This is a genomic window from Hyphomicrobium album (assembly GCF_009708035.1).
Lineage (GTDB): Bacteria > Pseudomonadota > Alphaproteobacteria > Rhizobiales > Hyphomicrobiaceae > Hyphomicrobium_A > Hyphomicrobium_A album.
In genome coordinates, this window is sequence record NZ_WMBQ01000001.1 from 1942586 (window position 1) to 1965167 (window position 22582).

Sequence of the window (22582 nt, forward strand, 5' to 3'; positions counted from 1 at the left end):
TGGGCGATGGCAATTGCACTCGTCATGGCAAGCGCTGACGCCGCAATGAGGGCTTGTAACTTCATGAAGTAATTCCTCCTTGGTTCTTGTTCTCCCGTACCTCCCGCGTGAGAAACTCGGTCAGCCCCAAGTGCCGTTCCTGACATTAACCGCGACGAATGGCGCGGTTCCTATGGCGCAATATGAACCAAGACCCATTGGATATTCAGCCGCCTATGGAAACCATTGTTCAGCATGTCAGGGGTGCATGTTGACAAGCGTGCGCAGCTTTCGCCATGACATCCCCGATTTTTCCAGTTCTGCGCTAAGCCGCGTCGAGGGTCGCATCATGTCTGTTGTTAGCCGAAGACAGGTTCTTGCCGCGGGGGGTGCCTGGGGTTTGGTGATGGCGTTCGCCGCCTCGGCGCGCGCCGGCGTCACCCCCTCGATGCGACCGCACTTCGGCGATCCAACGCCTTTCAGCTTCGAAAGCTTACGTGCCCGCGCCAAGGACATGGCGAGCAAGCCGTATGCTGGCCCGACCCCGGCGTCGGCCGCGGTGCAGGATGTCGACTTCGACGCCGTGCAGGCGATCAAGTTCCGCGCCGACCGCGCGCTCTGGCCGGACGGCCCCGGCCCGTGTCCCGTCCGCCTCTTCCACGTCGACAAGTTCAACCCGCTCGGCGTGCGCATCAATGCGCTGTCGAACGGCGAGGCGCGTGAGCTGATCTATTCGCCCGACTGCTTCGACTACAAAAACGCCGATCTCGCCAACGCCTTGCCGCCCGACCTCGGCTTCTCCGGATTTCGCGTCATGGACGGACGCGGAAAGGAGACGGACTGGCTCGCGTTCCAGGGCGCCAGCTACTTCCGCACCTCGGGCGAGGAGAACCAGTACGGCGCCTCGGCGCGCGGCATCGCCATCAATACGGCCATGCCCGAGCCCGAAGAGTTCCCGCGCTTCGCCGAGTTCTGGCTGGACGAGCCGCAGGACGACAAGCCGGCGATAACGATCTACGCGCTGCTCGATGGCCCGAGCATCGCCGGCGCCTATCGCTTCGAGTGCGTGAAGGGCCGGGCGCCGATCATGACGGTCAGCGCCGATCTCTTCGCGCGCACCGATATCGACCGCGTCGGAGTGGCGCCGCTCACCAGCATGTTCTGGTACGGCGAGAACGACCGCCGCTACGCCAGCGACTGGCGCCCCGAGATCCACGACAGCGACGGTCTGGCGATCTGGACCGGCGTCGGCGAGCACATCTGGCGCCCGCTCACCAATTCGTCGATCGTGCGCACCAACTCGTTCCTCGACGTGTCGCCGAAGGGCTTCGGCCTGATGCAGCGCGACCGCGACTTCCGCGAGTATCAGGACGACGGAGCCTTCTACAACAAGCGCCCCGGCATCTGGGTCGAGCCGACCCACGAGTGGGGAGAGGGCTCCGTCCAGCTCGTCGAAATCCCGACCAAGGACGAAACCAACGACAACATCGTCGCCTACTGGGTGCCGAAGAAACCGGTGCGCGCCGGCGATGAGCTAGCCTTCAACTACAAACTCTATTGGCAGAACGACGAGCCCAATCCGCCCGTCAACATCGGCCGGGTAATGTCGACCCACACGGGCGACGGCGGGGTCCCCGGCGTGCCGCACACGATCTCCGAGGACAAGCGCAAGTTCGTTATCGACTTTGCCGGCGGTCCGCTCTCCACCATGGAGCAGCGCTTCGACATCAAGCCGGTGGTGTCGCACTCGCGCGGTCGCATCGACAATGCGTACGTCATCAAAGTCGTGGGTACCGACCGCTGGCGCGCGCTGTTCGACCTCACGACCGAGGGCGATGGCCCGGTGGACCTGCGCTGCTACCTCCGGCTCGGCGATGAAACGCTGTCCGAGACGTGGATCTATCAGTGGCTTCCGAAAGCCTGAGGCGGCTCAAGCGGCGCGCGAGCGCTCTACCAGGCCGCGCTCGCCGTCATCCTCGGCGACGATCTGTCGGGCACGCATGCGAGCCGCACGGACTGCGGCGTCGTTCTCGATCGACTTCAGGATCGACATGCTGGCGATAGGCCGGCTCGCCTCGATGGCGCGCACCAGCGCCAGCAGCCCGCCGAAGGCGAGCATGCCTGTCGCGGCGAACGCATATTCCCAATTGCGGCGCGCTGACTCGAAATCGGCAGGGAGGTGTGTCCACCCGGCGGTTTCGACGCTGACGGGATAGCCGACGAACCAGAACGCGAGCTGCGCGGCGCCGACACTGAGCATTGCCGCCAGCGACCAACCGTAAGCGACGGCGTTGCTGCGAACGAGGAAGGCATGCAGGCCGAGCGCGATGAGGGCCAGTGTGCTGGCGACGACAAACAGCGACGATCCATGTTGCAACCGCTCGATTGCCGTGTATTCGGCAGGGCCGAGCTGCAATTTGGCCAGCATATCAAACGCATGCGAACTGCCCGGCACAAGTGCCAGCGCGGTCAGACCGATCGCCGAGAGTTGGACGGCGTCGAGTAGGAACCAGCGGTATTGAGTGAGACGGTCAGCCGGCATCTCGCATCTCCGCTCGCCCCGATTGGGCGGGGCAACGCCAATATGATCGTGTAGTTCCGTCGACCGGAGGGGTCTAAGTCTGAGCGACCTTTCCCTGTGGCTGACAAGTCACTTTGCGAATGTAGAAGTTGGGATGGTCCTCGATCCACTTGGCGCCCTCGATCTGCGACGCCATCAGGCAGCCCACCATCGTCGTATTCGGTTGTAGAGGGATCGGCGGGAGCTCGCGACACGCGGCCCCTTCCACGATGGAACAAACGCTGAGGATGAGGGCAATCACGGCGCTTCTCCTTCGTCAGGTATCGGCCCTTCGTTGCAGTTTCATCCGCCAACTCGCCGATCGTCCCCCAAGTTCCTCGCGAGCGACCTTCGTCTATTTGCCGCTATCGGTTCGGAAATTTGCCGTCGGCAGCTGGGAACGAACCGCCCCGCTTCCTCGTTTACGCCGCCGGCCGATTGCATGCCGGGATCAGCACTTCGGGGATGGGGACATGGTCGACGGTTTCCACTGGACGCGCGTGACCTCGAAGCAGCTGCGATTCCTCTATGAGGAGATCACGCAGTGTCCCGTGCCCGAGCATATGCGCGAGCTCGCCCGGAACACCGACCGCAGCCTCACGGCCGGGTCAGGTCAGCCGCAAGCTTTGGCGCAGCAGGCAGCACCGGAACCGCGCCCCGAGGCCTGCGCCGACGGCGATGCTGCACTGCGGAACCCAAATTCCCGCTCCGACGTTTAGCTCGAAAGGAGTACCGGCATGAGCAGCGTACTGATTTGCGAGGACGATGCGTTTCTCGCCGCCGACCTCTCGATGAGCGTCGAGAGCGCCGGTCATGAGGTTGCAGGCGTATATGCCAATGCTAGCGATGCACTAAGGGCCGCTTCCGACAACGTACCCGATGTCGCCTTCGTCGACCTGGAGCTGGCAGACGGGCACACGGGTAGCGCCATCGCGAAGTCGCTCCAGGCGTTGGGTGTGAAGGTCGTCGTGCTGTCCGGCTATCCGAACGTAGGCGCCGGGCTCGGAAGCGTTCCTCACACTTATGCGGCAAAACCCGCGAGCCCCGACATGGTCAAGTTCCTGCTCAACTCGAGCGGCAGCGCGCGCAAGACCGCGCACTCGAAATTTGCTGGCAATTCGCTGACGACGACCTGAAGAGGCCAGTCGCCGCGAGCCAGCAAGTGAGTCAAAGCCCTCGATCGAAAGATCGGGGGCTTCGTCGTCGTGGACGCCACGATGGGAAATGCAGCTCGTGAGCGGAACGACGGCGCAACAGTCGCGTTAGCTCGGAGAACGATAATAGGAACACCGAGCGATGCTTGAAACCGTCATTGTTGTCATTCTCATTCTGGCGCTGGTCGGCGCACTGCCCAATTGGGGCCACAGCCGCAGCTGGGGCTACGGACCGTCGGGCCTGCTCGGCACCGTGCTGGTCATCGTGCTCATCATCTACCTCTTGCAGCGCGTCTAGCCAGACCGCGAACCTAATAGACCGGAAACGGCCGAGATGGGTGGTTTGCGGTCGTTGGATTGGCTGGGTCAGCGCCCTCCGTAGCTCTGCCAGAGCTGCTGGTTTGCGAGCCATTGGATCATGCTCGGTTGGACTGTTGGTCCTCGCGATCTTCCCAATCACCGCGCAGCAACGTCGTTACATGTTCGATCGTTTGCCTGCCGTCAGCCATGCAACTACTGGCAACCTCAGCGACGCGCCGATACCCCAATCTGCGCTGCATCGCCCAGGAATTTTCGTTGCCGTCGAAGTAACCGTTGACCAGCTTCGTCAGGCCCAGTTCGCAAAATGCGAAACGGATTTTCGCCTCAAACGCTTCGCGTCCATAGCCGCGTCCCTGATAATCGTTGGCGATCCAAATTCCTCCGCCACCCGTCCCTGCCTCCCGGTCAATCTTATTGAGACTGACCCCTCCGATCACCAGTCGCTCAGGTCTAAGTTCAACCGCAAATTCATACGCAACCGGCCGAATGCCCGCGTTCGCAATTTCCTGACATCTCTTGATCCAGTTTTTGGCGTGTAACGTCGAATAGGGATGAGGGACGAAAGCCATCCACTTTGCGAGCTTGAGATCGTTCAAGCCTAGCGTGAGTTGTTCGACGTCTTCCTCACCCCAAGGTCGGAGAGTAAGGCGCGAAGTTTCGATTTTGACGTCCACGACGTTGCAGCCTCCTTCGCCCCGAAATGAGTCTACGACCTAGCCGCCTCGCTTGGCCGGCATCTCGGTACGCACCGTATCGAGATGCGCGGTACGCAAGGCCGGGAACAGTCTCGCCCAGATGCCCGTCAAGGCGATCGAGCCGACGCCACCGAAGATCGCGGCGCCAACCGGACCGAGAAAACGCGCGGCAACGCCGCTCTCGAATTCGCCAAGCTCGTTCGATGCGCTGATGAACAGGCTAGATACCGCCGTAACGCGCCCGCGCATCGGGTCCGGCGTGACGATCTGGATGAGGCTCTGGCGCACGAACACCGATACGGCATCCGCTGCGCCCAGCGCCGCGAGCGCCAGCATCGACACCCAAACCCACGTCGAAACGGCAAAGATGATCGTCGCCAGGCCGTAGCTCGCGACCGACACCAGCATCCAGAACCCTGCATCGCGCTGGATGGGACGCGTGCTCAGCGCCAGCGCCATCAGCCCGCCACCGATCGCCGGACCGGAGCGCAGCAGGCCGAAGCCGTCGGGCCCGATGTGCAGGATGTCGCGCGCGAATACCGGAAGCAGCGCAGTGACGCCGCCGAGCAGCACGGCGAACAGGTCCAAGGAAATGGCGCCGAACACGATCTTGTTGGACCACACGTAAGCGAGGCCCTCGGCAATCAATTGCAGCCGCTTGCCGCCCTGATGGGCCGGCTTGGTGTTGGCGGCGATGAAGAAGACAGCCACTCCCGCCGCCGCGTAGAGCAGCGCCGAGGTTTGGTAGGCCAATGGCACCGACACGGCGCAGAGAACACCGCCGATCCACGGGCCGAGGATCATGCCGCCCTGCATGGCGAGCGTGTTCCAGCCGATGGCACGCGGCAGGATCTCGCGCGGGACCAGCATCGGGCCGAGCGACGCGCTCGCCGGCATGGTGAAGGCGCGGCCGACGCCGAACATGCCGGCGATAGCGAATATGGCGATGAGGCTCGGCCGTTCCGCGTTGGCCAGCGCTACAAGCCCGCTCGAGCAGAATATCTGCAGCACGCAGCAGGCAATGAGGATCTTGCGCCGGTCGTAACGGTCCGCTGTCTCGCCCGCGAGCAATACGAACGCGAACATGGGCACGAACTGAGCGAGCCCGATCATGCCGACGAGGAAGGAGCTGTACTCGACGGAGTGGTCGAGGCGCGCGATCGAATAGACCTGCCAGCCCAGCGTGACGCCCTGCGTCAGCATCGCCACCGCCGACAGAAAGCGGGCGACAAGCAGCAGGCTGAAGTCCGGATAGCGCAGGAACGGCAGGTCTTTGGCTATGCGCATGTTTCAGATGAGTTGCGTCGGCGCCGCGGGAGAAGCGCAGCACCAGAATAGACATGATGTCGGAGGCGCCGGAGAGCCGGCCGAACGTCGGGGGTGTTGGAGGCGTTGTAGCCGAACGGCCCTAGGCCGCCAATGGCAGCGCTAGGCCATGCGGCTATGTGGGTCGCCCTGCGGCACGTCCCGACGAGAGCGAATTCACGGTCTGCGTCTTGCCGGAACTATACCGCGGCCAAGTCCGAAAGGTTCAGGTGAGCCGTGGGTGGGACGTCCCCGTCCTCACTTTCTCTAGCGTTCCGTGGCTTTACGATCTGCGATGCCAGCTCAGCTCCGACGCGACGTCCTTCCCGTATGGCATAGTTGGTGCCGCGATCCTCCGGGTAGATTTGCGCCATCGAGCAGATGTGAAGCCCCTCGAGGGGGGCCGCAGCGGATGGAATGAGGCGGCTATAATTTCGCTCTACTACCGGCTGGGACCAACGAGCACGCCACAGGTGGTGGGCCTCGATCCAGTCCCGTTGAAAGGCTGGGAACATCGTCTTGAGAAATGGAAGAGAAAAATCAAGCAACTCGTCTGCCGACATGGAATAAAGCTGATGCGTATGCGGCAAATATTTGGAGAGATAGACGATATGGCGTCCGCCGTAATTCTGCGGCCCCTGAAAGTTCGTATGCTCTATGATGCCGACGTAGGGAAATGTCGGATCGTTGACGTTGAGCCAATAGGTATCGGACAGCGAGTGCCGGAGTTCGAGAACCAGGCAGACGTTGGCGAGATAACGTATACGTCGCAGACTGGCCAGATAATCCGCCGGCGCCCAGCTCTCGATCATATCCGCAATCAGCGGAAGTGCAGGCGTGGCGATTACATGATCTGATAAGTAGGTTCCGCGGTTCGTCTCAACGTGCCAACGCTGATTGTGCTTGCGGATCTCACGCACGCGAGTCGAAACCGAGATTTGACCGCCCAGTGCGCGAACCTTCTCCGACAGAGCCTCGGCCAATGCGGCAAAGCCGCCTCGGAAATAAGCAAGACGCTCCTCACCACCTTTGCCGCGGCTTCCACCCCGTAGCTTTAATTTGTTCCAGAACCACACCGCCGAGATGTCGTCTGCATAAGTCCCAAATTTTCCCTTCAGCAGCGGCTCCCACACCACGCGGTAAACATTCTCGCCGCCGAGGTCTTTCAGCCACTGCTTGGCGGTCATCTCCTCCAGCGCCTGCCAGTCGCGCACCTGACGCGCGCGCAGGGCGAGCAGACCAAGACGGATGCGATCGGCAAAGCCGAGCGGCTTGAAGTTGAGTAAGTCCCAGGGCGTCGAGAGCTTGAAGAAGTTGCCGGCGAAGTAGATGCCTGTGTTGGTGGGGTTGATCTCAACCCGTTCCGTCAGTTCGAGCTCCTCGATGAGATTCATCACCTCGAGGTCGTTGGTGAACCAGTGATGATAGAAGCGGTCGAGCTTCTCGCCGCTCACGTCGAAAGCCGCGGCAAGCCCCCCAACTTCCGTCTCACTCTCGATGACGGCAACCTTCACACCTCTCTTTGCGAGCTCATATGCGGCAGCAAGACCTGTGAATCCGCCCCCAACGACGGTTACTGCCGCGGCGGTGGTGGAGGAGATTGTCATCAGGACTTGACCGGGGCCATTGCAGGGGGATTGAGGAAAAAATAGATGCCTCCTGCTAGGGTTGGAGGAAGCCAGAGCACGAGATGCACGAGAAAGGCATACGCTACCGAGTCGGCCAGCGTATTTCCCCCCACCGTCATTGCCTGCGCGGTAAAATAGTCGAAGGTTCCGACATAGCCGGGGGTGCTCGGAATCATGGTCGAAAGCGTGGCGGCTGGCAGGGCGAGCCAAGCGACCGTGGGAACCTCGATTGTCTGCAATGCCATAGCCGTGAACCAGAAGGCGCAGCCCTCTGCTGTCCAAGCCAGCAATGACCAAACGATAAGTGCACACATCGTGCGGCTCTTCGCGGTGTAGTCGAGTGCGGCAAAAATCTTTTCGAGCTCGCGCTCGATGCCTGAACCTAGGCCAGGGGAAAGTCGGGTGATGAGGCCTGCGCCCCAGAAGAGGAGTGGGCTGAGCATGCGCGGAAACAGCAACACCGACAGGATTGCGACGGCGCTGCCGATGAGCAGTCCTCCTCCAACGCCGATGACACGTGAAGAGTCTGTCCCGAAGACGATGAGCGCCAGACCGAGGAAGGAGATAACGATCAGGAGATCCAGCAACCGCTCGACCACAATCGTGGTCAGCGAGACTGAGGCATTGATGCCGAGTCTACCATTGAAGCCAAAAGCGCGCATGATGTCGCCGGCGCGAAAGGGCAGTACGTTGTTTGCCGCGACGCTCGCAACCATCGGCCCATAGCAGTCCGACCAGGTCAGCTCCGCATTGGTCTGCAGCAGCATTCGCCGCCACCGTTCAATCTTGCATCCAAGGCCCACGCCAAATGCAGCAACAGCAAGACTAAGCGCCCAGAGATCTGCTTTCGCAAACGCATGGCCTATCTCATCCACGTCGATGTGCCGCAACATCAACCAGAGAAATATGCCGGCCAGTGCAATCCCCAGCCCTAGGCGGATCGGCTTATGCACGAGCGCGCACCGCGTTCACGGCTTTGACTTCAGGTAAACTGGGCTCGTGGCCAGTACCGGATCACGATCTTCGAGGCCGATAGATTCCTGCACCACATAGAGTGGCCGCTTTTTCACTTCGCTGTAAATTCGGCCGATGTATTCGCCGAGGATTCCGATGCAGAGCAGTTGCGCGCCGCCGACAAACATCACGGCGATGAACAACGCTGTCCAACCCTCGACCCACAAGTCGGTGAAGATGCGTAGCGTCAGCGCATAGATGATGCCGAGTAAAGCAACACTCGCCGAAAGCATGCCGAGCGCGACGGCCATCTGGAGGGGTTTGGTCGAAAAGGACAGGATGCCGTCCGTGGCAAAACGCACCATCTTGCGCAGCGGGTACTTGCTCGCTCCGGCGAAGCGGGCCGCTCGCTGGTAGGATAGTGCAGTCTGCTTGAAGCCCACCCAGCTAACCATGCCGCGTACAAACCGATCCCGCTCGGGCATCGCTCGCAGCGTGTCTGCTACCTGACGACTCATCAGCCTGAAATCGCCGGTGTCGAGCGGTATCGGCACGTCAGATAGCTTGTTCAGCAACCGGTAAAAGATGCGGGCAGTTGCGAGCTTGAAGGTGGACTCGCCCGCGCGCTCCGTCCGACGACCGTAGACCACGTCGAAGCCTTCGCGCCACCGGGCGACCATCTTGGGGATGACTTCCGGCGGATCTTGCAAATCGCCATCGATAAGCACGATGGCATCACCCCTTGCAGCGTCGATGCCCGCAGTAACCGCCAGTTGGTGGCCGAAATTTCGAGCCAAACCAATGATCCGTATGCGCCGATCCTCGACGGCATAGCCTTTCAGTATCTCGCGCGTGCGGTCTTGGCTGCCATCATCGACAAAGATCAACTCGACTTCTAAGGGACGGAGTTCTGCGCAGAGCGATTTGAGACGCGCAACGGTAGCATCCAAACAAGCTTCTTCATTGTAGCAGGGAACGACAATCGACAGCAGACGCTCTTCGCGTAATGCGGATACCTTCTGAATTGTTGAGGTATGAGATAGCAAGCAAAAATACCCCGCCGCTGGGCTCAATATCGGCTCGCAGTTTACGTCGATCCACAGGGGCGCTCACCTCATCGTTCTGAGTAGCCGCTGTACACCCTTTGGAGGACCATTAATGAAATCAAGTCGAACGGGCTAATTGCCAAGCCCCGGGACGGAGGCCACGCTGTGCGTCCCTTCATCCGAGTGCAAGTGGGATCCCGATGCGTGAGCCAGGTATCGATCGTCTGGTCAGCGTCCCAGATCGCCTCCTCCGCTGGTCTGCTGGGGGCGAAGCGACTTACCTGCTTTTGGCACTCCTTTGCGTTGCAGTCATCGCCGGCATCGTTCTGATCATCGGGCCGACCTACATCGCGGCCCCGTGGGATGTCTTCGTACTCATCGATGGCGCCTGGCGGATTTGCAGCGGCCAGATACCACACACCGATTTCCACAACCCCATTGGGGCGCTGGTATATGCGGTCTTTGCGTTCGGCATGAGGATCGATGGTCCGTCGCTTCAGGCCCTCGCCTATGGAAACTCCATCTTCCTCAGTCTGGTCGGGCTTTGGACCATTGCAATCTCTTACAAGAGACTGACACCGGTCTTTGGTTTGATCCTAACGGCGTTCATCGTAGTTCTACTGGCCGCCACACGACCTCTCGGCTACGACGTCGAAACAACCACCTACGCGATGCTCTATAATCGATATGGGTGGGCACTCTTGTCGATACTGATGATCCAGCTGATGCTGGCTCCGAAATCTGAGGCTGCACGATTCGCAGTGTTCGATTCTTTGTCGGCGGGGCTTCTGCTCGGGCTCCTGTTTTTCTGCAAGATCACTTTCTTCATCGTCGGGGTCGGGGTGTACGGGTTTTCGCTCGTTCTTCGCCCGGAGCTGCGCTCGACCGCCTGGCTGTCGTTTGTTGGTTTTGCGGCAGTGTGTGCCGCCGCCTGGGCGATCCTGGGAATAAGCGTCGCTGACTACCTGGCCGACGTTGCAGCGGCGAGCGAATCTCAGTCACTCGCCGATCGAGGCTACCGCCTCTTCCGGAGCGGCATAGATGCGATGCCGCAGCTGGCGCTGCTGGGTCTCTACTGGCTGCTAGTCGTGGCGCTTCCAAACACTCACGAGCGGCGGCTTTGGAGCGAGCCTGTCAAGATAACGCTGTCGCTAGCGCTCATCGTCGGCGCCGCCATGTTTCTAACTGTCGGAAATACAGGCGAGGCCGGAGAGATACCGGCTCTGGTCATCGCCGCCCTGATTTTGTCGGAGTATGCGTTGCGCCACGGATGGGCCGCGCCAAACTCCTACACGTGGAGAAGCACTTGGATTGTATTGGGCCTCCCCCTCGTACTGTTCTCCCAGATATTCATTAGCGACGTCCGGAGCCTGGCAAACTCCCTCGATAGAAGGGATTACGTCGCGTCAGGCGCCCCCACGTCCCAGAGATTCGATGCCGAGCCGCTACGCGATTTCGTGATCCCAGATTGGTCAAACTGGAAGACGGCGTACTGGCTTGCGAAGGAGGTTCCTTTCAAAATCAATGAGGGGCTTCTCATCCTCCGGCGCAATAACGTCGAGCGTCGCAAGACCCTGGTACTCGCACTAACTGATCCGTTTTCGTTTGCTCTCGGCCTGCCCTCTCCGAAGGGCGTGCCCCTGTGGTGGGATCTCAACATGTCGCATAGCGAGGGCCAATATCCTCCTCCGGGGCCGCTGTTCGCGGAAGTCGAGAACGTCATGCTCCCCATCTTGGATGAGAGGGCGGGGGGCTGCTGCAAAGAGACCGCCGTTAAATTGCGCGAAGAGTATGACACGTATCTGAGAGAGCATTTCACGGAAGTCGAACACTCGGACAATTGGCTGCTGCTCAAACGCGTAGGACACGTGGCGGTTCAGAAGTAGGCTCGCCTTCCTATGCATCCATGTTTGGTGCGCTCCCAACTCCGCCCCCTCTGGAAGCTGAAGGGCACCCACCCGATCGTCGGACGTCACCGCGGGCTGGGGCTTTACTTCCGCTTCTGACCCGTACCCGACTTGCAGCGCGCGAATTCTGATGGCCGCCAGGGCTCGATCCACGGCCACGACCTTAAGTCGTCTACGCGGCTTCCGCGGTGATTTGGGCGAAGATGCCCCGCGCATCCTTGGCGCGCCTGACCGCCGCAAGCACTTGGGTGTCGCGCAGCTTGCGCGCGACGCAAGCAAGCGCGTTGATGTCGGCGTCCGACGCCTCGGGGAGCAGCAGCAGGAAAACGATATCGACCGGCTCCCCGTCGACGGCGTCGAAGTCGATCCCCTGATCGAGGCGCGCCAGCAGGCCGAACGGTTTGGTCAGTCCGGCCAGCCGCGCGTGCGGGATCGCCATGCCACCGCCCATGCCGGTCGAGCCGAGCGCTTCGCGCTTCACCAGCGCCGACGCGATCGCCTCGGCGGGGATACCCAAAGTGGCGCCGGCGGTGCGCGACAGCTCGCGCAGGAGCGCCGACCTGTCGGCGACACGCACGTCGGGAAGCACGTGGCTAGGAATGAGAATGTCACTGAGCTGCATCGGTATTGGAACTTCCTTGGGGTATGCGGCCCGCACGCGCCTCAGTCCGGCAGGCGCAGGCGGTATCCCACTCCAGTTTCAGTGTGAATGTATTCGGGACGATCCGGTTGCGGCTCGATCTTGTTGCGCAGCTGGCGAACGTAGACACGGACATATTGCGCGTCCGCGCTCGGCCCCCACAGCTGGTCGAGCAGATAGTTATGGGTGAGGACCTTGCCGGCATGCTGCACGAATAGGCGCAATAGATCGTATTCTTTAGGCGACAGCTTAACGTCTTGGCCGCGCATCTTGACGATGCGGCGGACGAGATCGACGGAGAGATCGCCCACCTGGAAGATCGGGCGCTCGCCCTGGCTTTGCAACTGGTGGCGGACGGCGGCACGAATGCGCGCCAAAAGCTCGTTCATGCTGAACGGTTTGGTAACGTAGTCGTCGGCGCCGAGATCCAATGCCTGGATCTTTGCCGCCTCATCGGCGCGGCTCGATAGCACGACGATGGGAATGCCCTCGTTCTTCTCGCGCAGCGCCCGCAAGAGCTCGAGCCCCTGGACGTCCGGGAGGCCCAAGTCGAGAATGACCACGTCGGGCTTCTGCGGCAGCTCGGCGAGCGCCGCTTTGCCGTTCGGCGCGTCGATCACGTGATAGCCTTCGGCGGTAAGCCCCATGCGCAGCAGCTTGCGAATGGGCGGCTCGTCGTCGACGACCAGCACCTTGAGAGCGGGGGCGTTCATGCGACCGGCTCCATGGCAGCGACCTCGGCCACAGGCAAGGCAATTGTGAACACGGCGCCGGTGCGATCGCTGCGGTTGCCGGCGACGATCGTGCCCCGCATGATTTCGACGAAGCCGCGCGAGATCGCGAGGCCCAGCCCGGTGCCCGCGCGCACGTGATCGGCCTTCCGCACGCGATAGAACTTGTCGAAGACCCGCTCGAGATCGGCGGCCGGGATACCGGGACCCTCGTCCAGCACCTGCAGCATGACCGACGGCCCCTCGCGCCAGGCACGAATCCCGATGGTCGTTCCCGCCGGGGCGTACTTGGCGGCGTTGTCGAGCAGGTTGAACAGGACCTGCTCGAGCAGCACGTCGTCGACGCGCACCAGCGGATTGCCCTCCGGCAAATCGACGTCGACGCGATGCGATGCGAGCACCGTGCCGGCGCGCTTCACGGCGGCGGCGATGATATCGCCTACCTCATGCGGCACCGTCTTGGGCGCGACCGCGCCCGACTCGAGCTTTGTCATGTCGAGCAGGTTGGCGATGAAGCGGTTGAGCCGCTCCGACTCGCCGATGATGGTGGAGAGCAGCTCGTCCCTGTCGGCGGGGGTCAGCCGCTCGCCCAACTCGCGCAGCATGCCGGCGGCGCCGAAGATCGCGGCCAGCGGCGTTTTGAGGTCGTGCGACAATGAGGTGAGCAGGGCGGCGCGCAGCCGCTCCGTCTCCATCGTCCGCTTGGCGCGGTCGAAGTCGTCGACCAGGCGCACGCGCTCGATCGCCAACGCCGCCTGGTCGCTCAGCGCGTCGAACAGCCGGCGCTGATCCGGCGTGAGCAATGGGCCGGGACTGTCGCTGTCGATGCCGACGACACCCACGGTGGACCGGCCCGTGCGCATGGGCAGGAACAGCCGCTGGGCTCCGGGCAACGTATCGGCACCACGTCCGGCGGGGCGCTCGTTCTTCCACGCCCAAGTCGCCGCGGCGATGTCGGAAGCGCCGAGCGTGTCCTCCGGCGGATAGCCGGCCCTCACCGCGAGGGCGTCGCCAGCCGGCAGAAGCAGCACCACGCGCACTTTCAGCATCGACGCCATCTGAAAGGCGGTCGCCCACAACACCTCGTCGAGCGTGCCGGTGCCGGCCAGCTTGCGGCTGAAGGCATAGAGTGCCTCGGTCGTGCGCGAGCGGCCGATGGCGATCACCGCCTGGCTGCGCATGCGCGCCGCGAGATTGGAGACGACGACGGCGATGACCGCGAACGACACGAACGCCGCCACGTTGGTTGGATCGGTGATCGTGAACGTGAACAGCGGCGGCAAGAAGAAGAAGTTGTAGCAGAGCGACGCCGCAACGCTCGCCAGCAGCGACGGCTTCAGGCCATAGCGGATGGCTACACCGAACACCGCGGTGAGGAAGACGAGGTCGACGCTTTCGATGCCGAAGTACGGCCGCGTAAACCAGGCAAAGGCGAGGGCCGCCGATACGGACGCCAGTGCGGCAATGTAGGGAACTGCGTTGTACGACGGCTTCGCGGCGGCGGAACGCACGGTCTTCTTCGGAATCGGGTCGCCCGTCAGCTCGTCGCCGGCGATGACCTGCACGCTGATGTTGCCCGAGCGGCGCAACAGATCGTGCACCACCGAGCCGTGCAGGACCTCGAACCAGCGGGAGCGCTCGGACTTGCCGATGATGATCTGCGTGACATTGTTGGCGCGGGCGAAGGCGACGATGTCGTCGGCCAGCACGTGCGACCCGCCGGGTATGGTCACCGCCTCGCCACCCAGCCGCTCCACCAGCCGCAGCGTGTCGGCGATGCGGTCGCGCTCTTCGTTCGAGAGGCGCACGCTGCGGCGCGTCTCGACGCTCAGCGCCGTCCAGGGGGCGTGCAGCCGGTCGGCCGTGCGCTTGGTGTAGCGCACCAAACCGGCGGACCGCGGATCCTCGCTGATGCACACGAGCAACCGCTCACCGGCAGCCCATGGCCCCGGAATGGCGCGCGCTCGCATCTGCGTCAGAAGCTGATCGTCGACCCGCTCCGCGGTGCGCCGCAGCGCCAGCTCGCGCAATGCCGTGAGATTGGCGGGCGAGAAGAAATGGTCAAGGGCACGCTCGGCCTGGTCAGGGATGTAAACCTTGCCGTCCTTGAGGCGCTGGATCAGATCATTCGGCGTGAGGTCGATGAGCTCGACCGCATCGGCGCGATCGAACACGGAATCGGGGATCGTCTCCCGCACCCGCACGCGCGTGATCTGCGCGATGACGTCGTTCAGGCTCTCGATGTGCTGGATGTTGACCGTCGTGTAGACATCGATGCCGTGACTGAGCAGCTCCTCGACGTCGAGGTACCGCTTCGGATGGCGGCTGCCAAAGGCATTCGTGTGGGCAAGCTCATCGACGACAACGATCTGCGGGCGCCGCGCAATGATAGCATCGAGGTCCATCTCCTCGAGACTTCGCCCTTTGTATTCGACGATGCGGCGCGGAATGACCTCGAGACCGCGCAACAGCGCCTTCGTCTCCTTGCGGCCGTGCGTCTCCACAACCCCGACGACGACGTCGTAGCCGTCCTTCTTGCGGGCGCGCGCCGTCTCCAGCATCGTGTAGGTCTTGCCGACGCCCGGTGCCGCGCCGACGAAAATCATCAGCCTGCCGGTGCGGGTCTCGTCCCGGCAGGCGGATTGAAGCAGGGCTTCCGGTGAGGGACGCTGGTCCAGTTCGTGTCTCTGCTCTGCCATGGATGTTGGCCTTGGGCCGCGTCCCGGAGCGGCAGACTACTTCGCCGCCGCCCCGTCGAGCGCCAGGTTGAGCGCCAGAACATTAACGCGCGGCTCTCCTAGTACTCCAAAAAGCCGGGCATCCGTATGCTTCCCGATAAGAGCGCGCAAGGTCCCCTCGTCGAGGTTGCGAGCCTTGGCAACGCGCGGCACCTGGAAAAGTGCGGCCTCGGGCGAAATGTCCGGGTCGAGGCCGCTGCCGGTCGTGGTGACGAGATCGATCGGTACCGGGGCACCGGGGTTCTCCGACTTGAGTTTGGCGACGTCGCCCGCAACCCGTTCGACCAGTGCCTTGTTGGTCGGGCCGAGGTTCGAACCCATCGAGTTCACCGCATTGTAGGGCTGCGGCGCGGTCTTTGCCGGGTCGGCCGGATCCGGGCCGAGCGTTGCCGAAGGACGACCGTGGAAATAGCGGTCGCTCGTGAAGAACTGGCCGATCAGTTGCGAGCCGACGACCTTGCCGTCGCGCTCGATCAGGCTACCCTGTGCCTCATCGGGGAAGATCGACGTCGCGAGGCCGGTGACCGCGAGCGGATAAATGAGCCCGGTGAGGAACGCCAGGGCGGCGAACAGAACCAGGGCAGAGCGAAGCTCTTTCAACATAGTTGCCTCCTCAGGCCAGGTGCAGGGCAGTGACGATCATGTCGATCGCCTTGATGCCGATGAACGGGATGATGACGCCGCCGAGGCCGTAAATCAGAAGGTTGCGGCGCAGGAGCGGCCCGGCGCCGATCGGCCGGTAGGCGACACCCTTCAGTGCGAGCGGGACAAGCGCGATGATCACCAGGGCGTTGAAGATGATCGCCGACAGGATGGCACTCTGCGGGCTCGCCAGGCCCATGATGTTCAGCGCGCCGAGCTGCGGGTAGATGGCCACGAACATCGCGGGGATGATGGCGAAATACTTCGCCACGTCGTTGGCGATGGAGAACGTCGTCAGCGAGCCGCGCGTCATCAGAAGCTGCTTGCCGATCTCGACGATCTCGATGAGCTTCGTCGGGTTGGAGTCGAGGTCGATCATGTTGCCGGCCTCGCGCGCTGCCTGCGTGCCCGTGTTCATGGCGACGCCGACGTCGGCCTGAGCGAGGGCGGGCGCGTCGTTCGTGCCGTCGCCGCACATGGCGACGAGCTTGCCCTTCGCCTGCTCGTCACGGATGAGGCGCAGCTTGTCCTCCGGCGTCGCCTGCGCGAGGAAATCGTCGACGCCCGCTTCCGCGGCAATGGCCGCCGCGGTCATCGGGTTGTCGCCGGTGATCATCACCGTGCGGATGCCCATGCGCCGCAGCTCGGCGAAGCGCTCGCGGATGCCGCCCTTCACCACGTCCTTGAGATGCACGAGGCCGAGCAACTTGCCGTCCTTGGCCACCGCGAGCGGTGTGCCACCGGACTTGGCGATCGCGTCGGCGATTGCGTTGGCCTCGCGCACCGTTTCGGCGCTCACCGCCGGGCGCAGGGCCAGCACCGTCGACGAGCGGCCTTGCGTCACGCTACCCCCGCCGTTGAGAAAGCCGAGGATCGAATCCACCGCACCCTTGCGCACCCAACTGTCGCCGAGCTCGACGCCGCTCATGCGGCTCTGCGCGGTAAAGGGTATGAAGTGCGCTTGCTGTGAGAGATCGCGGCTACGAATGCCGTACTTCTCCTTCGCCAGAACGACGATCGAGCGCCCTTCCGGCGTCTCATCGGCGAGCGAGGCGAGCTGGGCGGCATCGGCAAGCTCTTGCTCGCTGACGCCGACGAGCGGCTTGAATTCGGTCGCCTGCCGGTTGCCGAGGGTGATGGTGCCCGTTTTGTCGAGCAGCAGCGTATCGACGTCGCCGGCGGCCTCCACGGCGCGACCCGACATCGCCAGGACGTTGAAGCGCACGAGGCGATCCATGCCGGCGATGCCGATGGCCGACAAGAGCGCACCGATGGTGGTGGGGATAAGCGTAACGAACAGTGCCACCAGCACGACGACCGGTACCGAGCCGCCCGCATAGTGCGCATAGCTCGGGATGGTCGCGGTGGCGAACACGAAGATGATGGTGAGACCGATGAGCAGGATGTTGAGCGCGATCTCGTTCGGCGTCTTCTGCCGCTCGGCGCCTTCCACCAGCTTGATCATGCGGTCGATGAAGGTCGAACCCTGCGCGGCGGTGATGCGCACGCGAACCCAGTCGGAGAGCACCTGCGTGCCACCGGTGACGGCCGAGCGATCGCCGCCCGACTCGCGGATGACCGGCGCCGATTCGCCGGTGATCGCCGCCTCGTTGACCGAGGCGATGCCTTCAATCACCTCGCCGTCGGAGGGGATGATATCGCCGGCCTCGACCAGCACGACGTCGCCCACCTTCAGGCTGGTGCCGGGCACGAGCTTGTAGTCCTTAGACCGCTCGCTGCCGAGGAGCTTCGCCTGCGTTTGCGTGCGCTGGCGCCGTAAGCTGGCGGCCTGGGCCTTGCCTCGCCCTTCCGCGACGGCTTCGGCGAAGTTGGCGAACAGCACCGTGAACCACAGCCAGATGATGATCTGGAGAGTGAACAGCGGGTTCTCGCCGCCGCCCTGCATAATGAGGTCGCGCGCGAAGATGATTGTCGTGAGGACGGTCACCACCTCGAGCACGAAGATGACCGGGTTCTTGATCAGAGTCCGCGGATCGAGCTTGGCGAACGCCGCGACGATCGCCGGGCCGACGATCTTGCGATCGGTCAGCGCCGAGGCGGTACTCCGCGGATGTGTCTTAGAGGCTTCCATGACGATGGACTCCGAGATGAAACGGCTCAGAAGAGCATGTGGGCGCGCATCGCGAGGTGCTCGACGATGGGTCCGAGGGCGAGTGCCGGGAAGAAGGTGAGACCGCCGACGATGAGGACCACGCCGACAACGAGGCCGACGAACAGTCCGCCGTCGGTCGGGAACGTGCCGACGGACGGTGGCACGGTCTTCTTCGCCGCGAGCGAGCCGGCGATGGCCATTGCCGGGATGATCACCCAGAAGCGGCCGATGAACATCGCGACGGCACCGGTGATGTTGTAGAAGTCGGTGTTGCCGGTGATGCCACCGAACGCCGATCCGTTGTTCGCCGTGCTCGACGTGTAGAGATAGATGATCTCCGAGAAGCCGTGCGGTCCGGCATTGGCGATCGAGGCAACCGCCGACGGCAGCACCGTCGCCACGGCCGACCAACCGAGATACATCAGCGGCAGGATCAGGATGGCGAGCATGGCCATCTTGACCTCCTTCGCCTCGATCTTCTTGCCGATGTACTCGGGCGTGCGGCCGACCATCAGGCCGGCGACAAAGATCGCCAGGATGACGAACAGCAGCATGCCGTAGAGACCCGCGCCGACGCCGCCGATGATGATCTCGCCGAGCTGCATGTTGATGAGTGGGACCATGCCGCCGAGGGCGGTGAACGAGTCGTGCATGGCGTTGACGGCGCCGCACGAGGCTGCCGTCGTGATAACCGCGAAGAGCGCCGACAGAGGAATGCCGAATCGCACCTCCTTGCCTTCCATGTTGCCGCCCGTGAGGCCCAGGGCGGTAAAGGCATCATTGCCATGCGCCTCGGCCCAGTAGGCGAGCGTGACGCCGGCGAAGAACAGGACACTCATCGCCGCGAAGATCGCCCAGCCCTGGCGCTGGTCGCCGACCATGCGGCCGAACACATTGGTGAGACCGGCGCCGAGCGCGAAGATCGCCACCATCTGCACCAGGTTCGACAGCGCGGTGGGGTTCTCGAACGGATGCGCAGCGTTGGCATTGAAGAAACCGCCGCCGTTGGTGCCGAGCATCTTGATGGCGATCTGCGACGCAACTGGGCCAACCGCAATCGTCTGCTTGGCGCCTTCGAGCGTCGTCGCCTCGACGTAGGGGGCGAGCGTCTGCGGCATGCCCTGCCAAACCAGGAAGAGGGCAAGGGGAATGCAGATAGGCAGCAGCACGTAGAGAGTACAGCGGGTGACGTCGACCCAGAAGTTGCCGACGGTCTTGGCGGAGGCCCGCGAAAAGCCGCGGATGAGCGCCACCGCGAGCACGATGCCGGTGGCCGCCGATAGATAGTTCTGATGCGTCAGGCCCAGCATCTGGGTCAGGTAGGAGAGGGTGCTCTCGCCGCCGTAGTTCTGCCAGTTGGTATTGGTGACGAAGCTCACCGCCGTGTTGAACGACAGCGCCTCCGGCACCGCCGACATGCCTTGCGGGTTCAGCGGCAGAGTGCCCTGCACGCGCAGGAGGAAGTAGAGAGCGAGGAAGCCAGCGACGTTGAACAAGAGCATGGCGACCGTGTAGGTCAGCCAGTCCTGCTCGCGCTTTTCGTCGACGCCACCCGCCCAGTAGAGCGAAGCCTCGACCGGGCGCAACACCGGCGAGAGGAGTGTACGTTCGCCGCTAAAGACGCGCGTCATGTACCAGCCGAGCGGCTTCACCAGCGCAACGACGATGCCGAAAAACAGGATGATTTGAATCCAGCCATTGAGGGTCATAGTTGTGTGCCTCTCAGAACTGCTCGGGGCGGAGCAGGGCGTAGACGAGGTAGACGAGAAGGCCCGCTGTCACGAGGCCGGCGAGCCACAGGTCGAATTCCATCGGATCCTCCTCAAAGCCAGTCGCAGGCGTGGGCGTAGGCGAGCGTCAGCACGAAGCCGCCGAGCCCGAGTCCCACCAGAACGATGTCGAACATTTCGCGTGCTCCTTGCGAGATCCAGCCGAACCACAATTTCCTCGCTGACCCCTATCTGCCTTGACTTGGCTCAACGGGGTGGTTTCCGGCGCGGCCCTTAGGTGCCACTTGGCGCATGTGTTTTCGAGGGGGCGCCGTAGGGGTGCTTATAAGAATCTCATAAAGACCGGCCGGGAGCGGCGCCGGCACGGCCTCGACTATGAGATTCAAATGACGTCGCCTGCCGGTCCCCATCGCTTCTTGATGGGGTCGTCAGCATCTTTCGGACGCGGCCACGAGCCGTAGGTAACCGAGAGAACAGCGATGCTGACGGCAAACGGCCATACATCCGTGACGCACGCGCGGTGTTTTCGCGTCGGCCGCGACCATGAAGGTCATTGGGTCGCGATCGACAAGTCCGGCACGTGCGGCGGCATTTTCGTGTCGCAGGAAGCGGCGCTCGACTATGCGGCGGCCGAAACCGAGAGGCGCCCGGGCGCTGTATCGGTCACGACTGAGCCGGTCGAGCTGCGGATCTAGATGGAGGATCTAGCGATGGCCAACTATAGCAACATGCATGCCGGCGCAGTCGCGCATCTGCACGCTGCCGCGATTGATGTCCGCAATCCACTGCACGGCCTCGTAGCGGCACGGCGGAGCGACGCGCGGTTCGAAATGCGGCACGCGCATTCGCCTTTGAGGCAGAGACATTCCGTCGTCGCAGCTTGGATCAGGCAGATTTTCGCCCCAACAGCTCCGCGCCGTTCGCAAAGTAGTCGACGACCTCTATCCCCGCAGCCCAGTTGAGCGTGTGCGGGCCGAGCGCCGCTCGGCCGGCCGCGAACGCATGCGACGCCACCGGCTCCTGCGCGAAGTACGTCGCATCGATTGCCGTGATGCGCGCTATCTCGAGTCCCGCACCGTAACCGCGCGTGCCGTTCTGAATCGGCCGCCACAAGCTTCCATCGGCACTGTAGACATCGCCCGCAGGCCGGCTGAACCGCCCGTCGACGAGCACCGGGTTGCCGGGATTGGGCGTCCATGGCCCGAACAGGCTCGGCGCCGAATAGATGCCGAGGGCGTCGTAGCTGGCGCTGCGCAACGCCTGCATGCCGGCCGTGATGTAGAAGCGCCCGTCGTGGCGGAAGAGCGTGGCATCGTGGAGCGGCGCGTCGATGAGGCGCGCCGCGTGCGCCCAGCGATAGGGAAAGCGCTTCGCCTTGTAGAGGTCGAGCGCGCCCGAGGCCGACGCCTCGGGCAGCATGTAGATCTCGCCCTCGTGCTCGATGATCTGCGGATACGAAAGGTGATGCGCACACTCGAGCACGGGGGTAACGCGGCTGAGATTGCCGCGTGCGTCAATCGACACGTGGGAGATGATGCCCTTCTGCGTGGCGTAGGGCAGCTCCTCGACAAACACGTGGTGCATCCCCTCGCGAAAAATCACGAATGGGTCCGCATAGTACCGCTCGCCGTCGGTCGCGATTTCCGAATACGCTCCGCGACCGGGGAGCGGTTGCAAGTGCGTGCGCCCTTCGGGGGCCCGACGCCACGCGGTGCGCCATGATGGTCCATTGGCTAGGACATTCGCCAGGACTTGCCCGGCGAGCGTCTGCACATAGTTCCAGGCGAGAGCACCGACAGCCGCGATGGGGATCTCTACAGCCGTAGAGTTCACAGCATGGCTATCTCCGACCCCCTCGAGCGGCCGGGGCAAGGCACGCGCGATGCCTTCGACGAGGCGAGAGAGCGCGTTGTCCGCCGAGCGCGGAAGCGAATGGGGGTTCTCCAGGACCGGCCGGGCGATCTCGGCCGTGCGGCCGCCGCTGGAACCTATTCCGAGGACGGGCGCGCGCCCCTGCAGCAGCGCCAGCCACAGCGCGGCTTCGTCGCGCGCGCCATCGTAGAGCGGCCAAAGCTGCGTCGCGGCTCCGTCCGGCCCATTGGAACCTTCTCCCGTGAGATTGATCTCGACGTCGGGAACGCCTTCCGCTGGAGCGGCGCCGCAAGCCGCAGCCAAATCCTTGGCATCGACACGATCAGAGGCACGCTCGCCGCCGCCGCTCAATGTCCGCTGCACCATGAGCAGTGCCGCCAGCGACGACGGCAAACTAAAGCCCGACATCTCGTAGCGCAGACGAACCGCGTGGCCGTCGCATACGAGCCTGTCGATCAGCCAGCAATGCCAGCGCCGCAGCTGCTCCGGGTTAAGGCAAACGGAAATCTTCATATTAAGGATGGGTCTAGATGGCCGACGCGAGTCGATCAATTGCAAGCTTCTGCG

Annotated in this window: 20 protein-coding genes; 6 read left to right on the forward strand and 14 right to left on the reverse strand. The window is 63.1% G+C overall.

Annotation, left to right across the window (positions count from 1 at the left end):
* Window positions 1-385 precede the first annotated feature (385 nt).
* Complete coding sequence (locus GIW81_RS09280; RefSeq protein WP_229309129.1) at window positions 386-1903, forward strand: glucan biosynthesis protein; 1518 nt, start codon at window positions 386-388, stop codon at window positions 1901-1903.
* Between the two features lie 6 nt (window positions 1904-1909).
* On the opposite strand, the gene GIW81_RS09285 is transcribed toward GIW81_RS09280, so the two are convergent.
* The gene (locus tag GIW81_RS09285) at window positions 1910-2521 is read right to left on the reverse strand and encodes a hypothetical protein (protein ID WP_154738937.1); all 612 of its coding nucleotides are present in this window, start codon (window positions 2519-2521) and stop codon (window positions 1910-1912) included.
* A 491-nt stretch (window positions 2522-3012) separates the two neighbouring features.
* Between GIW81_RS09285 and GIW81_RS09290 the strand changes: the two genes are divergently transcribed.
* From GIW81_RS09290 to GIW81_RS09300, 3 genes are all read left to right on the forward strand, one after another.
* Complete coding sequence (locus GIW81_RS09290; protein ID WP_154738938.1) at window positions 3013-3258, forward strand: hypothetical protein; 246 nt, start codon at window positions 3013-3015, stop codon at window positions 3256-3258.
* A gap of 18 nt (window positions 3259-3276) precedes the next feature.
* The gene (locus tag GIW81_RS09295; RefSeq protein WP_154738939.1) at window positions 3277-3675 is read left to right on the forward strand and encodes a response regulator; all 399 of its coding nucleotides are present in this window, start codon (window positions 3277-3279) and stop codon (window positions 3673-3675) included.
* Between the two features lie 160 nt (window positions 3676-3835).
* Window positions 3836-3991, forward strand: a complete 156-nt coding sequence (locus GIW81_RS09300; RefSeq protein ID WP_154738940.1) for a DUF3309 domain-containing protein — start codon at window positions 3836-3838, stop codon at window positions 3989-3991.
* Between the two features lie 118 nt (window positions 3992-4109).
* On the opposite strand, the gene GIW81_RS09305 is transcribed toward GIW81_RS09300, so the two are convergent.
* The 5 genes from GIW81_RS09305 to GIW81_RS09325 form a co-directional block, all read right to left on the reverse strand.
* Entirely contained in the window at window positions 4110-4688 is a 579-nt protein-coding gene (locus GIW81_RS09305) for a GNAT family N-acetyltransferase (protein WP_154738941.1), read from the reverse strand.
* 39 nt (window positions 4689-4727) lie between these two features.
* The gene (locus tag GIW81_RS09310) at window positions 4728-5996 is read right to left on the reverse strand and encodes an MFS transporter (protein ID WP_154738942.1); all 1269 of its coding nucleotides are present in this window, start codon (window positions 5994-5996) and stop codon (window positions 4728-4730) included.
* A gap of 218 nt (window positions 5997-6214) precedes the next feature.
* On the reverse strand, window positions 6215-7621 hold the full coding sequence (locus GIW81_RS09315; RefSeq protein ID WP_154738943.1) for an NAD(P)/FAD-dependent oxidoreductase: 1407 nt from the start codon (window positions 7619-7621) through the stop codon (window positions 6215-6217).
* Window positions 7621-8595, reverse strand: coding sequence for a lysylphosphatidylglycerol synthase transmembrane domain-containing protein (locus GIW81_RS09320; protein WP_210251918.1), 975 nt, complete (start codon window positions 8593-8595; stop codon window positions 7621-7623). Before GIW81_RS09320 ends, GIW81_RS09315 begins: the two co-directional genes overlap by 1 nt.
* A gap of 15 nt (window positions 8596-8610) precedes the next feature.
* A complete protein-coding gene (locus tag GIW81_RS09325) occupies window positions 8611-9669 on the reverse strand; it encodes a glycosyltransferase family 2 protein (RefSeq protein ID WP_210251919.1) in 1059 nt (352 codons plus the stop codon).
* Between the two features lie 173 nt (window positions 9670-9842).
* On the opposite strand from GIW81_RS09325, the gene GIW81_RS09330 reads away from it, so the two are divergent.
* Window positions 9843-11528 carry a hypothetical protein gene (locus tag GIW81_RS09330; protein WP_154738944.1) on the forward strand — a complete coding sequence of 562 codons (1686 nt, stop codon included), beginning with the start codon at window positions 9843-9845 and terminating at the stop codon, window positions 11526-11528.
* Between the two features lie 193 nt (window positions 11529-11721).
* On the opposite strand, the gene GIW81_RS09335 is transcribed toward GIW81_RS09330, so the two are convergent.
* Genes GIW81_RS09335 through GIW81_RS09365 form a run of 7 tightly spaced genes read right to left on the reverse strand, consistent with a single transcriptional unit; the run spans window position 11722 to window position 20225 of the window.
* Entirely contained in the window at window positions 11722-12171 is a 450-nt protein-coding gene (locus GIW81_RS09335; protein ID WP_154738945.1) for a PTS sugar transporter subunit IIA, read from the reverse strand.
* Between the two features lie 41 nt (window positions 12172-12212).
* The gene (locus tag GIW81_RS09340; RefSeq protein ID WP_154738946.1) at window positions 12213-12902 is read right to left on the reverse strand and encodes a response regulator transcription factor; all 690 of its coding nucleotides are present in this window, start codon (window positions 12900-12902) and stop codon (window positions 12213-12215) included.
* Entirely contained in the window at window positions 12899-15619 is a 2721-nt protein-coding gene (locus GIW81_RS09345) for a sensor histidine kinase (protein ID WP_154738947.1), read from the reverse strand. Before GIW81_RS09345 ends, GIW81_RS09340 begins: the two co-directional genes overlap by 4 nt.
* A gap of 36 nt (window positions 15620-15655) precedes the next feature.
* Window positions 15656-16261 (reverse strand): K(+)-transporting ATPase subunit C, encoded by a 606-nt coding sequence (locus GIW81_RS09350; protein WP_154738948.1) that lies wholly within the window; start codon window positions 16259-16261, stop codon window positions 15656-15658.
* A gap of 10 nt (window positions 16262-16271) precedes the next feature.
* Complete coding sequence (gene kdpB, locus GIW81_RS09355) at window positions 16272-18392, reverse strand: potassium-transporting ATPase subunit KdpB (RefSeq protein ID WP_154738949.1); 2121 nt, start codon at window positions 18390-18392, stop codon at window positions 16272-16274.
* A 26-nt stretch (window positions 18393-18418) separates the two neighbouring features.
* Window positions 18419-20122: a potassium-transporting ATPase subunit KdpA gene (gene kdpA / locus GIW81_RS09360; protein ID WP_154738950.1), complete on the reverse strand. Its 1704-nt coding sequence runs from the start codon at window positions 20120-20122 to the stop codon at window positions 18419-18421.
* Window positions 20123-20135: 13 nt separating this feature from the next.
* Complete coding sequence (locus tag GIW81_RS09365; protein WP_154738951.1) at window positions 20136-20225, reverse strand: K(+)-transporting ATPase subunit F; 90 nt, start codon at window positions 20223-20225, stop codon at window positions 20136-20138.
* A 397-nt stretch (window positions 20226-20622) separates the two neighbouring features.
* Here GIW81_RS09365 and GIW81_RS09370 point away from each other — a divergent pair, with 397 nt between their 5' ends.
* Window positions 20623-20838 carry a hypothetical protein gene (locus GIW81_RS09370; protein ID WP_154738952.1) on the forward strand — a complete coding sequence of 72 codons (216 nt, stop codon included), beginning with the start codon at window positions 20623-20625 and terminating at the stop codon, window positions 20836-20838.
* 190 nt (window positions 20839-21028) lie between these two features.
* On the opposite strand, the gene GIW81_RS18835 is transcribed toward GIW81_RS09370, so the two are convergent.
* Entirely contained in the window at window positions 21029-22528 is a 1500-nt protein-coding gene (locus tag GIW81_RS18835) for a glucosamine inositolphosphorylceramide transferase family protein (protein WP_195930492.1), read from the reverse strand.
* Window positions 22529-22582 lie beyond the last annotated feature (54 nt).